Annotated in this window: 14 protein-coding genes; 1 reads left to right on the forward strand and 13 read right to left on the reverse strand. The window is 37.3% G+C overall.

Features of this window, described 5'->3' with window-relative positions; translation table 11 throughout:
* Nucleotides 1-55: 55 nt before the first annotated feature.
* The 7 genes from MKY76_RS19415 to MKY76_RS19445 all read right to left on the reverse strand — a co-directional run bounded on the left by MKY76_RS19415 (nucleotide 56) and on the right by MKY76_RS19445 (nucleotide 7,658).
* A complete protein-coding gene (locus MKY76_RS19415) occupies nucleotides 56-1,603 on the reverse strand; it encodes a fatty acid--CoA ligase family protein (RefSeq protein WP_342557049.1) in 1,548 nt (515 codons plus the stop codon).
* 142 nt (nucleotides 1,604-1,745) lie between these two features.
* Nucleotides 1,746-3,680: an ABC transporter permease gene (locus MKY76_RS19420; RefSeq protein ID WP_066037085.1), complete on the reverse strand. Its 1,935-nt coding sequence runs from the start codon at nucleotides 3,678-3,680 to the stop codon at nucleotides 1,746-1,748.
* Nucleotides 3,652-4,428 carry an ABC transporter ATP-binding protein gene (locus MKY76_RS19425; protein ID WP_004230460.1) on the reverse strand — a complete coding sequence of 259 codons (777 nt, stop codon included), beginning with the start codon at nucleotides 4,426-4,428 and terminating at the stop codon, nucleotides 3,652-3,654. Before MKY76_RS19425 ends, MKY76_RS19420 begins: the two co-directional genes overlap by 29 nt.
* A 12-nt stretch (nucleotides 4,429-4,440) precedes the next feature.
* The gene (locus MKY76_RS19430) at nucleotides 4,441-4,866 is read right to left on the reverse strand and encodes a hypothetical protein (protein ID WP_048390821.1); all 426 of its coding nucleotides are present in this window, start codon (nucleotides 4,864-4,866) and stop codon (nucleotides 4,441-4,443) included.
* A gap of 11 nt (nucleotides 4,867-4,877) precedes the next feature.
* Nucleotides 4,878-5,861 carry a sensor histidine kinase gene (locus MKY76_RS19435; RefSeq protein ID WP_048390819.1) on the reverse strand — a complete coding sequence of 328 codons (984 nt, stop codon included), beginning with the start codon at nucleotides 5,859-5,861 and terminating at the stop codon, nucleotides 4,878-4,880.
* On the reverse strand, nucleotides 5,861-6,565 hold the full coding sequence (locus MKY76_RS19440; protein WP_004230457.1) for a response regulator transcription factor: 705 nt from the start codon (nucleotides 6,563-6,565) through the stop codon (nucleotides 5,861-5,863). The genes MKY76_RS19435 and MKY76_RS19440 overlap by 1 nt, the downstream gene beginning before the upstream one ends.
* 100 nt (nucleotides 6,566-6,665) lie before the next feature.
* Nucleotides 6,666-7,658 (reverse strand): lipoate--protein ligase, encoded by a 993-nt coding sequence (locus tag MKY76_RS19445; protein ID WP_048390817.1) that lies wholly within the window; start codon nucleotides 7,656-7,658, stop codon nucleotides 6,666-6,668.
* 144 nt (nucleotides 7,659-7,802) lie between these two features.
* Here MKY76_RS19445 and yhfH point away from each other — a divergent pair, with 144 nt between their 5' ends.
* Nucleotides 7,803-7,928, forward strand: a complete 126-nt coding sequence (yhfH, locus tag MKY76_RS19450; RefSeq protein ID WP_004230455.1) for a protein YhfH — start codon at nucleotides 7,803-7,805, stop codon at nucleotides 7,926-7,928.
* Between the two features lie 399 nt (nucleotides 7,929-8,327).
* On the opposite strand, the gene MKY76_RS19455 is transcribed toward yhfH, so the two are convergent.
* The 6 genes from MKY76_RS19455 to MKY76_RS19480 form a co-directional block, all read right to left on the reverse strand.
* On the reverse strand, nucleotides 8,328-10,517 hold the full coding sequence (locus MKY76_RS19455) for a YhgE/Pip domain-containing protein (protein ID WP_342557050.1): 2,190 nt from the start codon (nucleotides 10,515-10,517) through the stop codon (nucleotides 8,328-8,330).
* Between the two features lie 133 nt (nucleotides 10,518-10,650).
* Complete coding sequence (locus MKY76_RS19460; RefSeq protein WP_009373269.1) at nucleotides 10,651-11,223, reverse strand: TetR/AcrR family transcriptional regulator; 573 nt, start codon at nucleotides 11,221-11,223, stop codon at nucleotides 10,651-10,653.
* A 121-nt stretch (nucleotides 11,224-11,344) separates the two neighbouring features.
* Nucleotides 11,345-11,869: a FixH family protein gene (locus MKY76_RS19465; RefSeq protein ID WP_004230451.1), complete on the reverse strand. Its 525-nt coding sequence runs from the start codon at nucleotides 11,867-11,869 to the stop codon at nucleotides 11,345-11,347.
* 3 nt (nucleotides 11,870-11,872) lie between these two features.
* Nucleotides 11,873-13,261 carry a HAMP domain-containing sensor histidine kinase gene (locus MKY76_RS19470; protein WP_054549576.1) on the reverse strand — a complete coding sequence of 463 codons (1,389 nt, stop codon included), beginning with the start codon at nucleotides 13,259-13,261 and terminating at the stop codon, nucleotides 11,873-11,875.
* The gene (locus MKY76_RS19475; RefSeq protein ID WP_004230448.1) at nucleotides 13,258-13,941 is read right to left on the reverse strand and encodes a response regulator transcription factor; all 684 of its coding nucleotides are present in this window, start codon (nucleotides 13,939-13,941) and stop codon (nucleotides 13,258-13,260) included. The genes MKY76_RS19470 and MKY76_RS19475 overlap by 4 nt, the downstream gene beginning before the upstream one ends.
* Nucleotides 13,941-14,909 carry a YncE family protein gene (locus MKY76_RS19480; protein WP_233436259.1) on the reverse strand — a complete coding sequence of 323 codons (969 nt, stop codon included), beginning with the start codon at nucleotides 14,907-14,909 and terminating at the stop codon, nucleotides 13,941-13,943. The genes MKY76_RS19475 and MKY76_RS19480 overlap by 1 nt, the downstream gene beginning before the upstream one ends.
* Nucleotides 14,910-14,940: the final 31 nt, after the last annotated feature.

The raw sequence follows: 14,940 nt of genomic DNA on the forward strand, positions 1-14,940 counted from the left end.
ATAAGAATAATGTACAAAAAAAGAGCTACCATTTTTCAATAGTAGCTTTTCTCGTTTAAACTTTTTCTTTTAATGAGCGTCTTAATATTTTTCCTGTTGTGTTTTTTGGTAGTTCATCCAGTATTTCAATTACTTTCGGAACCTTATACTTCACCATATGTTTAGCACAATAGGATAGTAGATCGTCTGTTGTAGTAGCAGCCACTTCTTTCAACACAACGTAGGCATGTACAGCTTCCCCTAAGTTAGGGTCTGGGAAGCCTACCACCGCTGCCTCTACAATATTATTATGGGCAAACAGCACTTCCTCCACTTCCCGAGGATAAACATTAAAGCCCCCTACAATAATCATATCCTTTTTGCGGTCAACAATGTAAAAATACCCTTCTTCATCTACCTTTGCTAAATCTCCTGTATAGAGCCAGCCGTCACGAATCGCCATCGCCGTTTCTTCAGGCATTTTATAGTATCCCTTCATCACATTTGGACCACGTACAATTAGCTCTCCAACTTCGCCCACAGGTACTTCCTGACCATTAACATCAACAACTCTATTCTCGACATTGCTAATGGATGTTCCAATAGAGCCAGCTTTACGATCACGATCTAATGGGTTAAAACATGTCACGGGTGAAGCTTCGGATAAGCCATAGCCCTCTGACACACGCACATTAAATTTCTGTTCGAAATTATGTAGTAGCGCAACAGGCAAGGAGGCACCACCTGAAATAGCTAAACGAATTGTCGAGAAATCTTCAGGATTGCCCTCAGGTAATTGGTACAAGAAATTATACATAGTAGGAACACCAGCAAATACCGTTGCTTTTTGCTCTCGTGCTAAAGCAAAAATTTCGCTAGGGCTAAAGCGTGGTGCAAGTAAAACTGTTGCCCCACTTAATAAAGGCGCATTCACCACTACCGTTAAGGCAAATACATGGAATACAGGTAGTGTCGCAATAACACGGTCCTCTGCATTAATGCCTAAATAATGCGCAACATCACGTGCATTTGAGTACACATTGCCATGTGTCAGCATGGCTCCCTTTGGACTACCTGTAGTTCCTGAAGTATATAAAATAATAGCATTGTCATCCTCTGCAACTTCAACAGGTTGTAAAGATTGAGTGGTTTTGGCGATTACATGTGTAAATAAATATGTTTTTTCTTGTGCTTGTGGTGATAAAGCTGCCACTTTTTCCGCTATATCTGGTGTGGTTTCACAAACTATAAATGTTTTTACCTGTGGAAATGCTTGTACACCTTTTTCAACCAATGGCAGCAACATATCCAGAGCAATGACTGCTTTTACATCTCCATTATGCAAAATGTAAGAAATTTCATCCGGTGTATAGATTGGATTAACAGGTATTGCTGTTGCCCCTAAGCGCATTGTTGCATAGAGGGCAATTAAGTAGTGTGGCGTGTTGCCGAGTAAAAACGCCACATGATCCCCTTTTTCAACGCCTAAATCTTGTAATCCCTTTGCAAAGCGGCCAACTGTATGCTCAAATTCCCCGTAAGTCGTATCTTTCCCCATAAAATGATACGCCACTTTTTCAGGTTGTTCTGTTGCCTGTTGACGAACACGTGAAACTAAATTCAATTACACCATCCCCTTATCGTATAAAATGAATCGTTATTCAGTAATATTATATAAGAAATATATCTAAAAAACAATGAGTCTTTTTATCTCATGTCATAAATTACGTTAAATAATTCATTTTTTTCTCTTTTAAACCATTACTTCATGAGCGAATATGGGAGATATAGCGCCATCGAATTAAATAAAAATAAACCACTTGTATTAATACAAAAAAGCCAAAAGCAAAGAATACTTCTTTTACAATCGATATATTCGCAATGTCCCTTAAAATACCTTGAACCATTAGAAAAGCAAAGGCACTATGCATCATCGCAACACCCCAAGGTAAAAAGAATTGGGGAAACAAATGGCGATTAACTAGCTTTTTTAACTCTGTATCTGTTAAACCCATACGTTTTAATACATCAAATTTACGCTTTTCACGTTCGAGGGATGTATGCAATTTAAAATAGATAAAGCTACCAGCTGCAAGTAAAAATACAGTGGCTACTAAAACACCCACTAATGTAAATAATGAGTAGGTAGCTAGTATATAAGAATAATTTAATCCTGCATTTTCAAAGTAAAAAGGGCTAAACTTATCCTTTTTAATAAAATATAAATTGGATTCTAGATGATCGATATCCTTACCAATATCCTTCGTTTCCATCCATTGAGGAATAACAAATGTAAATAGATGATAGCTTGGTTGAATAATGTCTTGATCGGAAATCGGATGAATAAGCTTCGCGAAGTCTTCATCACTAATGACAATCGAATTGACACTGACAATCGAGCCTGGAAACACTATTTTTGGATAGACACTATCAATAGTGAGCGGTATATTGTTTTCTTCTAAAACAGTATGCACAACTCGATCTTTTAATTTTTTTAGGGAATCCTCCGAATAAGGAATGAATACTGCCTCACCTGCTTCCAGATTCAATAATGGATAACTGTAGGAAGAAAGCAGGACATTCATATCGGACTCTCGAAAAACCTCCACTTCATTTCGAGTGAAAGAGGAGGTTTGCTTCACAACAATAAAACGGGATAGCTGATAAGATAAACCTTTTTCCTCTAATTGCAGCCTTAAAGAATTGATATGCTCCCGTTCATATGGATTATCGACATCCCCTTTATAAACCAACCCGAGTGGATTTAATCGATCATATTGCGTTGTATAGGAGGACATTGTTGCTAAAACACCAACAGATAAAAATGCAAGTGTCGATACCATCGTCACAACGAAAAACATTTTCACGTTATCCATCATTATATGCGTTTGTTCTGCTAGCGATAGTAGACGGTAGCGTTGCCAATGATATTTGCGTTTCCCACGTGCTAAATCTAAAAAACAAGGTACAGAATCACTGAAAAAATAATAGGTGCCAAATGTTGCGGAAAATGGTATTAACAGCGTTAGCCCAATTAGTGATGTATGTCCGACAACAAACGCGAGAATATACGTCGTTACAATTAAAGCAATACCATAGAAAGCTCGTATTTTGGAATACGTTGTTAAGCTATTTAAATAATCACTGCCTTTTATAAGATCTCGTAATTTTCTCTCTCGTGTAAAATACACACTAATAAAGGAAATGACGAAAAATGCACTTGTGAAAACACCAATCGTTAATAAAAATGGCTCCCATGAAATATAGAGTGGTAAATCTTCTAAATGTAAAATTTCTCGAACAATCATAAAAAAGAATTTTGAAAAGGAGAAACCAAAGACAATCCCTACAATAATGGAGCCTGTTCCAATAATCATTGTCTCTAAAAAGACAAGTTTATTCATCTGACGTTTTTCCATTCCCAAATGCAATAAAATAGCAAATTCATGTGATCTGGCCTCTAAAAAGGCACTCATGGAATAATATAAAAAGAATAATGTAAACAGGACGAGAACAATTTCAGCCCCCACCATCCCAATGAGAGACATCTCCCCTAATATCCCACGTTCAATATCAGGGTGAAACATCAGCATGGAATAGATAAAAAATACAGCCACAGAAAAAAAGCTTGCCATGAAAAAGGCGCCATATATCCGGCTGTTCCGCACGACATTACGGTAAGCGAATTGTCGAAAGGTCACCTACTTGCCCTCCTCCTAGTAAGCTCAAAACATTTAAAATACGTTGGAAAAACATCTGACGGCGGTCATCTCGATAAATTTCATTAAAAAATTCACCATCTTTAATGAATAACACTCGATCACAATAACTTGCTGCAATTGGATCATGCGTGACCATCACGATTGTCGTTTGTTTATCCTGATTCACCTTTGTCAATAGTTCAAGCACATCACGTGAAGAATTTGAATCTAAATTACCTGTAGGTTCGTCCGCTAAAATGAGACTAGGATTATGAATAAGCGCACGACCAATTGCTGTTCTTTGTGCCTGTCCCCCAGATATTTCATTTGGACGTTTATGAAGGAAGGAAGTTAAATCTAGCTTTTCTACAATACTTGCCAGACGCTCCTCCATTACCTCTAGCGGCTGTTGATCTAACGTTAAGGGCAACACGATATTTTCCTCGACCGTCAGCATATGCAAAAGATTGAAATCCTGAAACACAAAGCCAAGCTGTCTTCTTCTAAAATAGGCAAGCTCTGTTGCATTCAACTTATGTGGATTCATTCCATCTAAAATGATTTCTCCACTAGTTGGTTCATCGATGGTCGAAATAATATTCAACAATGTCGTTTTACCGCTTCCTGAGGGCCCCATAACAGCTAAAAACTCGCCTTCTTCCACGTCAAAGCTCAATTGATTTAATGCACGATGCGTTACTTTACCTTCGTACACTTTTGTCACATCTTTAATTTGTAAAATAGGCATACTTCATTCACCTTATTTCTTCATTAATTCTAAGGATTGGGGTAAAAGCCACTGTAAAACGACCTCAAAACCAATGTGAAAATGAGGCTCTGTTAAAGCCAGTATTGACTCTTCCTCTACTAAACTAAAGCAATGCTCCCCAATAATCACATCCCAAGCATCCATTTCTCCCTCTACGATTTCCCCACATACAGTATAATACCCACTATACATAATCTGTTGACCGTCTACAGGAAAAGCATTCAATAATGTTGGTTGCTGTAAGTTTAACCCAAGGCTCTTTGAAAAATGCAGTAGTTCTTCATCTAACTTTTCATTTGCCAGGATAAAATTTTGATAGGCTAATGGATCTCCCGCTTGCAGATGTGTCATATAAAGCGCATTTGTTTTCTCCTTATCAATCGTTAGTTTCCAATCTTCTATACGTACCTCTACCATCCTAGTGCCCCCTAATTTGTAAATGTTACTGTCACAATCGTCCCTTTTCCTACCTCTGATGTAATAGCCAGCTCATGCCCTAGCTTTTCACAGATTTCTTTGGCTAAATAAAGGCCCATTCCAGTTGATTCACCTGTTTTCCGCCCATTTTCGCCAGTAAAAAAGGCTTTCGTAACACGAGAAAGATCGGAAGCTGGAATCCCAATACCCTCATCACAAATCGCAAGTTGTACATAGTCATCCTTTTCAATGGCAGAAATAACAATTTTTTTATTGGCTTCAAACGTGTATTTCACTGCATTGGTGATAAATTGTCCAAGAATGAAACGAAGCCATTTTGAATCACTGGCAACAATTAGATCGTCGTCAATATGAATTTCCGGGAAAACTCTTTTCGTAATAAATAAACGTTTATTTTCATTAACAGTTGCAGTTACAATACCTTTTAACGCAACTCGCTCTACTTGCATATCATCCTCAAAATTTTCTAGGCGTGCATTAACAAGTACCATGTCTAATCCTCTACGCAAGCGATCGATTTCCTCCTGAACATTCTTTTTATCAAGAGGTCGGTCATCTTGTAATAATAATTCAATCACTGAAATAGGTGTTTTCATTTGATGGACCCACTGGTTCATAAATTGATCATGCCTTTTTTGACTTGCATATAAAGCATGCAGCTCATGTTGATAAAGTCGATACAATTCATGCATATACTTCTCAGTTTGTATAGCTTCTGGCGTTTTTGCATTTTTTTGTAGCACATCCTCCATTGCTGATGGAAGCTGAGTTATCTTCAATAAGTAGCGTTGCCGCATTAAATAGCGGACAAGTAAAAAAGATGCTAATAGCACAAGGCTAATACAAAAGGAATAAATAGCCGTATCAATATTTCGAAAACCGTCTAGTGCATAGATAACCATGATGAAGCCAACTAATAAGAGCTGGAACACAATAAATGATGCATAATCACGTAAAAAAAGTTTCCAGCCCACTATAGCTCACCTGCACTTAATATGAATCGATAGCCTGCACCACGTACCGTTTCGATTGTTGACGATATATGATAATCCGCTAACTTTTTTCGAACTCGGGTCATATTCACATTCAAAGTGTTTTCATCGACAAATGCTTGATCGTCCCAAAGCTCCTCTAACAATTGCTCACGCGAAACTACTTTCGGTGCATTGCCCATCAATAGCTCTAAGATGATACATTCTTTTTTCTGAAGTGGAATTTCTAAATCATTTTTATGTAGCTCCATTCTTTCTAAATGAAGTACAAGCTGTCCTTGCTTGATTGTCCGTTCTTCTTGCCTTGCTGCATATTCACCATATGTACGGCGTAGATGACTACGGATTTTAGCCAACACAATTTCGTAGTTAAAAGGCTTTGTAATAAAATCGTCGCCCCCATTTTCAAGTGCAAAGATTTGGTCCATTTCTCCTGAGCGTGCAGAAATGAAAATTATTGGACATGTTGTATGCTGACGTAGCTGGCGACACCAATAATAGCCATCGTAAGCGGGTAAATTTATATCAAGCAGCACCATATGTGGATTAAATGCTGTAAATTCTTCTATAAGATGATCAAATTCTTGAATTGTTGCAACTTCGTATTGATATTTTCTAAGCGTTTCCGCTAGTAATGATGCAATCTTGACATCATCTTCAACTATGAATATTCGATGCTTTTCCATATCAACACTCCTTTCTTTCTATATTGTATCAAAAAAAGGTTCGACGACATAATTGTCAGCGAACCTTTAGGCTAAAACATTACATGAAACCGTATTTTCCTTAATAAATTAATTGTAAAAAGTCCTCAGTTGAAATTCCACCAAAATATGTAGGGATATCAATGTCTGCTAATGCCTTAGCAATTGCCGCTCTGTCATAGTTTGTCCCAACTAAGCGCTGTTCTATATCAGCCATATCACCGACACCAAAGAAATCTCCAAAAATATGCACTTCTTCCATCACACCATGATTTACTTCTAGGCGAATGTCAATGCCTCCTGTTGGGAATCGGTGTGTTTTTTGAATATTAAAGCGTGGTGATTTCCCAAAATTCCACTCCCATGTTTGATAGCGTTCCTCTGATAGCTTGTGGATATTTGCCCAATCATCTTCGGTTAGCTCATAATAACGAATATTTTCTTCCCCGCCAAAAATGGATTTTAAAATTTCAAGACGGAATTCCTCAACTGTCATTTGCTCTTTTAAAAACTCTGAAATGTTTGCTACTCGAGAGCGAATTGATTTAATACCTTTTGATTCGATTTTATCCTTTTTGACCTTTAAGGCTGAGACAACCGCATCGATTTCTGTATCAAACATCAATGTACCATGGCTGAACATACGTCCTTTTGTAGAGAACTGAGCATTTCCTGAAACTTTACGTCCCTCTGCTAGTATATCATTACGTCCTGAGAGCTCTGCATTCACACCCATTTTTGCTAGAGCGTCAACGACTGGTTGCGTGAATTTTTTATAGTTCATAAAGCTATCGCCATCATCATTTGTAATAAAGCTGAAGTTAAGATTGCCTAAATCATGATAAACAGCACCACCACCTGAAAGACGGCGCACAACAATAATGCCATTGTCCTCTACATAGTCTGTATTGATTTCTTCAATCGTATTTTGGTTTTTACCGATGATGATAGACGGTTGATTAATGTAGAAAAGGAGCACTGGCTCTTTCTCAACGTCCATTGTTTTTAACAAATACTCCTCAATAGCAAGATTAATGCGTGGATCATGGATCCCTTTATTATCAACGAAAATCATAGTTCACGTTTCCTCCTTCACAAAATATCCATATTTATTTTACCGTAAATTAGGCATTTTGTGTTGACGAAAAGCATCTGTTATAATACACTAGAAAATATCAAAACAGTAATAGTACAGATGAACTTAAAGGAGGAGTCCACAATGTTAGAAAACGTAGTTGAATTTTTCAAGAATTTACCTGCTAAGCAATGTACTGAGTGCGGTGAAAAAATGGAAGAACAAAGCGAATGCTACAGCAACACTTGTGAAAAATGTAACCACCTATAAGCATTTGCCTATTCTGATATAGTCATATACGTGCCCCACACGTAGCAATCATGACACCCTTCATCATATTTTGATGAACCCTTAATTAAATCTCTTACACTTACAAAAAACAACAGCTGATACGCTCATATCAGCTGTTGTTTTTATGTTTTTGAAAAAGACAATCACTAGCAGAGAAAGACCTTTTGGCAAGGGAAGGGGGATTTCCGTTCTGCCAGCGTCCAGAGGGAGCAGCTCACCTACTTAAAAACAAATGGCCGCAATGGAAATCCATACTTTTCTTCATAAAATTTCTATAGATAGCTTCGTTTTTATTTATGTCATTTGAGGCTGAAGAATTATTACATAACCCCTATGAACAACAAAGCACTCACCGTACATTAGGTGAGTGCTTCATGATTAGTTTTCTTCAGCTACTTTAGAGTAACGTTTATTGTGCAGTAGCATAAAGTAACCAAATGTGATCGCTAAGAATGCTACTAAGAAGCCAGCTAGTACTCCATAGTTTTGCATTAAGAATGACGTATCACCAGTAGAAATACTTGATTTAAATGCTTGAACTGTATATGTCATCGGTAATAGCTTGTTAAATACTTGTAATGGTGAAGGTATTAATTCTAATGGGAATGTACCTGCACTTGTTGTTAATTGTAAAATTAGTACAACAATTGCCATGAAACGACCAGGGTCACCAAAGATCGAAACAAGCATTTGGATTAAAGCTAAAAATACATAGCTTGTTAATAAGGCTGTTAAAATAAAGTAGCCCATGCTATTCACTTCGAGGCCTAGACCCCATTTGACAATAACTACTGTTAGTAATGTTTGCACTAAACCTACGACTGCTAGTACAGTCACTTTACTTGTAAACCAAGATGCCCCGTTTTTAGGACGAATAGCAGGTTCAACAAGTGGGAACACAATTGAAATTAATAATGCACCTACGAATAAACCTAGAGAAATAAAGTACGGTGCAAAACCTGTACCATAGTTAGGAACATGGTTTACAGACTCTTTTTCAACTTCAACTGGACTACCTACCATATCATACGTGTCTTGATTTGCTTTAACTTCATTTGCTTTTTCACTAGCCTCACCTAATTTACCAGATAAAGTAGCTGTACCATCTGCAAGCTCCGTAGAACCATCTGCTAGTGTTGCAGATCCTTGTGCTAGCTCACCAGATTTTGAAGCAAGTGTTGAAGTACCTTGATTTAATGTTGTTGTACCATTTGCTAATTCATTTAAACCAGATGCTAATGTTTTTGAACCTGTTACAGCTGTATTCACACCGGCATGTAGTTCACCTAATTTTGCAGCTAATGTAGCATTACCTGCTTGTAGACCTTTTGCACCTTCCAATAAAGCATTACTTTTAGCTGTTAATGCATTCGCACCAGCTAGCACTTCTGCTTGACCTGCTGCAATTTGAGTTGCCCCAGAGCTTACTTGATTGGCACCAGCTTGTAATTTTTCTGTACCAGCTGATAAAGATGTTAAACCGTTATGCACACTAGCACTACCTGCCTGTAGTTCCGCTAATGTTTGGTTCAACGCTGCTGCTTGCTCTTCAGGCATTGAAGCCATCATCGTTTGTAATTGATTTGATAGGGCTGTAATGCCTGCCTCTACTTTTGCAGATCCCGCTGTTAATTGAGTTGCCGCACCATTCAATGCACCGGCATTCTCAGCAATAGATGCTGCACCTGCACTAATTTGCTGTTGTTTGTCGTTTAAAGTGTTTAAACCAGCACCAACTTTTGCAACACCTTGTGTATATTGTGATAACCCCTGTTCAAGGCTCGTTGCTCCATTTGCAGCTTGCTGTGCACCCTGTTGTAATTGAACAGTACCATCTTGTAGTTTGACTAAACCACTAGATAAGTCATTCGCGCCTTTTGCGGCATCTCCCGCACCTTTTGTTAATTTATCAGTACCATTTGATAGTTCAACTGTGCTCGATGCTAGTTGCTCCAGATATCCTTTTAAATCTTTTGCACCATTCGCTACTTTTTGTGCACCCTCATCTAGCTTATTTGAGCCATCTGCAGCTTCTGTAAAGCCATCTCCAAGTGTTGCAATGGAATCAAATAATTTTTCAGCATAAGTCGCTGATACTTGAGAATTTACTTCAGCGCGTACACGATCCATTGCAGTCTCACCAATTTGAGCACCAAGGAAGTTCAATCCCTCGTTTGGAATGTAGTTCATTACTAATTTTGATGGTTTGTCATCTAATAGTGTTGTTGCATGTTCAGAGAAATTTGTTGGAATTTCTAAAATCATATAATAGTCACGACTATTTAAGCCTTTTTCAGCTTCATCTTTTGAAACTTCTATAAAGTTAAATTGCTCGCTATCTATCAATTTATCGACCAAGGTATCCCCTAAGTCTAATTTAACGCCATCCATCTCAGCACCAGTATCCTCATTAACAACAGCTACTGGAAGATTAGGAAGCCCCGCATAAGGATCCCAAAACGCCCATAAAAACATACCCGCATACATTACTGGAATAAATAATACAGCAATGATTGACACAAGCATTTTTCTTGTTTTAAAGATCTTCAGCCACTCAGCTTTAATCATATAATATCCTCACTCCTAAACTATTTGACCGAAAACGTCATTTGGTCATTTTCATTCAAAAAAAATAATCAACCTCGACAATATTGCAAAAAGAGCACTTGATTCAATACTTATACAGCTGTATTTTATCGAATCAAGTTAAAATCAAACCTCGAAAGATAGTTTCCTTAAAAAGATTAAGAATCTTTTCTTCAGGGATTACATCACCATGTAACTCATGCCAATCGACAACAAAAGCAAGATATGCCTTCAGCAATAAGTAACTAACTAGCTCCGCATCACACTCTCTAATTTCACCTTTATTAATACGTCGTTGTATTAACTCTGCGACATACGATAAGATTTCAGTCTCGATACGTAGTAGCACCTGTTTAACTGCTGGTGTTCGTAATTCTTTTTCTTCCTCGATTAGCTTTGCAAATAAAAGATGTTTTTCTCGGAACTGTAGCATTTTCATTAAAGCATTATGCGCATTATCCATAAAGCTTGCTGATGCATCCAACACTGCATCTGCTTCCGCTTTCATCTCTCGTACAAGTGACATTGCGATCTCTTGAAATAAAATTTCTTTATTTGCAAAGAATGTATAAATCGTACCTTTACCGACATTGGCGATTTTAGCCACTTGCTCCATTGTTGTTGCCTTGTAGCCAAACAATGTAAAAGATTTTGCAGCTGCTTCAAGAATTTCCTGCCTACGATCCATTAGTAACATCCTTTCTAGTTAGGTTATGTACATCTCTCGTACACTTTAATAAAAATGACCAGAAAACCATTTCGGTCATCTGGTCATTATCATATTCCTATTTCAAAAAAATTGCAAGCCTTTAATGATGATTTTTTTCATCTTTTTTCTCTTCCTCATGATCCATATCATCTGAAGTGTCATTATTATGATCCATCATGTTATTATCCATGCTGTTATTGGCTTTTTCATCCTCTGGGACAACCTTTGTCATATCAGGGCTTCCAGCAATAATTTGTTGCTTTGGCATATTATGAACACCGTTAGCTGTTGTATGTGCATACATATAATACACACCATCATGATCAAAAGTAGTCGTTGCTTTATATACACCGTCTTGCTCTAATTTCCCATCAATCATTTGTCCTTCATCGCGTTTTCCTGATTCCCAAACTTCAAATTCTACTACAGCATCATCGACATTTTTTCCACCTTGTTCAACATGTGCTGCCAGCTCAATCGTTTCATTGAGTGCTACTTCTTTTGGTGTTAAAATTTCAACTTCTGGGATCTGTGGTACTTCTGGTTCTGGCAATGCCTCTTTTTTTTCTCCACATCCTACTAATAATGTAGGGACTGCAATTAGCGCAAATAACCACTTTTTCATTTTTTAATCCTCCATTAATGGCAACCGTATCTTCACGGATGTGCCTTTTTCAACAACACTTTCAATTTCTAACGTTCCCTGTAACTGTTTTAATAACTGTTCAACAATCGATAAACCTAGTCCACTACCACCGTCCGCACGACTTCGAGCTTTGTTAACACGATAAAATCGTTCAGTGACATGGGTTAAATCCTCGACAGGAATACCAATTCCATAATCCCTAATGGTAATTTGTGCACTACCAGCCTTTTCAGCAGCAACAATTTCTACCTTAGAATTTTCATGCGAGTAATTTATCGCATTTTCAATAATGTTAATAAAAATTTGTTTTAGTTTTACTTCATCCGCTTCAATAATTAGGGCATCATCTACATCTAAATATAAAGTTATGTTCTTTTTATTTGCTTGATGCGTTAAGATTTTTTGAACCTCTCGTAATGTTTCACCTAACGGAATTGGATATAAATCAATGTCAGTTTGTTCATTTTCTGTTCTTGCCAGTTGAAGTAATTCGTTTGTTAAGCGTTCCATGCGATTGGCCTCACGGACGATTAGCTGAATGGTTTCTTCTTTTTGGCCTTCTGTGATGATGCCATTTTGCATGGCTTCGCTATAGCCCTTTACATAGCTAATTGGTGTTCGTAATTCATGCGAGACTGTTGCCAAGAATGTTTTTTGTGCTTCATCCTCTTGCTGAATGGCCTCTGCCATTTTATTAAAGGTACTAGATAATTTACCGATTTCATCTCGTGAATTGACAGGTACACGAGTCTCATAATTCCCATAGGACATCTGCTCCACTGCAAGCTGTAAATCGTTTAATGGTCGCATAATATGTCGAATCCCTTTATAAATTAAATAGCTAACAACTACTAAAAATATGAAGGCACTAATAAACAATAAAATAACGCCACTATTTGCCAATTCACTAATTTTGGCCAGTGGGAAATAAATATAAATAATACCTTCTAATCGATTTTGATCAACAAGTGGTACAACCACCGAAATAAGTTGTCGATCAAAGCGAGGCTCGTACCCAATTTTTTGTACATACTTTCCTGCCAATAATTTTTGTCTTTCCTCAGGACCAATCAATGTCTCATAATCGATATCAAATGGAACACAGGCACTTAATTCACGAGGATTCCTTACCGCAAATATATTCAAATTGGAATAATCATTAAATTCTTCAATATCTGCAATAAATTCATCCGTTACCTTGCCATTGTCATACATTGTTTGTAGCTTCAATCCAACTTCGACCATTGTATCTTCTGTATCTTGTACATATAAACGTTGATATAAAAAATTTGTGAGAACATACATAAAGACGACGGTAATAATTAAAAAGGCGAAAATTAACAACCAAATGCGCGTGGCAATTTTTTTCATTCGCCAGGATCAAAGCGGTAGCCCACACCCCAAACGGTTTGAATATGCGAAGCCGCATCCTTTCCAAGCTTTATTCGTAAAGTTTTAATATGTGTATCTACCGTGCGTGTTCCACCTACATAATCAATATCCCAAATGCGTTCTAATAATTGCTCTCTCGAATAGGCATTTCCTGGATTTTTCATAAATAAGTGTAAGAGTTCAAATTCCTTTAAAGTAAGTGGAATACTCTTTCCATCAACGGATACTTTTCGTGCTATTTCATCTATTTTAATAGAGCCAAAAATTACGTACTTTTGCTGTAGTTCTGTAATATTTGCACCACTTCGTCTTAATACAGCATAAATTCTGGCTACGAGTTCATCATGTGTAAATGGCTTAACAATATAATCATCTCCGCCAAGTGTAAGACCTTTCACTTTATCCTCATTCGCATCACGTGCAGTTAAAAAAATAATGGGCACATTGGACATAGCCCGAATACTTTGACAAACAACAAAACCATCCTCATGTGGCATCATTACATCAAGTAATACTAAATCTATATTTTCACGCACTATTACATCGTAAGCCTCAGTTCCACTAGCGGCAGTAAATGTCTCTATATCAGAGTTATTGAGCATCATTTCAATTAAATTACGCATATCCTGCTCATCATCAACTATTAATACAGTTGTCATCATTGTTCCTCCCTTACTAACAGCTGAAAAGCACCTTTCCCCACATCAACTGTTTTTTCCTTCTGGCCATCTTTTATAAAATACAATGTGTGATCATCATAGCCAGCGACAACAATATAATCTTTAAATTGATCCACTACAAATGGATTTGCCCCAACCTCTTGCTGCCATTTGATATGGCCATCAAAGTCAGCCACATATAACTCGTTGTGACCATGACTTACAACAAGAACAGCATCTTTGGTCTTTTTTAATCCTACTGGCATCAAAGGCATATCAATCTCTCCATGCAGTTGACCTGTAGTCAAATCATATTTTTTAACAGAACTATTTGGCTTACTTCCTTCCCCATGACCGCCTACCCATAGCTCATGTGTTTCTTCTAGAACAGCTATTCCATGTGCAGATTTTTGAATCGGCCACTCTTGCTCAATTTTTAAATCCTTCATATTTAACACAGATAATTTTGTATCTTTAAAATTAATAACATATAGTTTATCCCTATACGATGTCATTGACATTGGATAATTGCCAAGTTGTTGTGAAGCTAGCTGATTGCCTTCTTGATCAAAGCTTGTCACTGTATTGGTTTTACTATTCGTGATAAAAAATTGCTTGATGTTGTCATCGTAGTATACATTGGTCGTACCAATCTCTACTTTTTTTGAATAGAGCTTTTCTCCGGTGGATATTGTATAGACGTCGATGTTATTTAGTTGGTGTCCATATAATAAAACTTGGTCATCTCCTAATAATATGGCCCCTGAATAAGCCTTATCAAATAACCATGTCGCAAGCATATTCCCATCCTCATCAATAAAATCTAATGATGGCTCTTGTATGTTCAATGAAGCTATAAAACTTCGTTCCCTTTCAATGGGTTCATATGACTTTTCAGCGCAACCCGCTAACCATATAATTTGTAGTAACGAAAAAATGAAGAATGCCCATTTTTTCAACTTTATCACCTCTGCCCCTTTACTATACTTCACAATTGTG

It is taken from the genome of Lysinibacillus sp. FSL P4-0201 (assembly GCF_038593425.1).
Taxonomy (GTDB): domain Bacteria; phylum Bacillota; class Bacilli; order Bacillales_A; family Planococcaceae; genus Lysinibacillus; species Lysinibacillus capsici.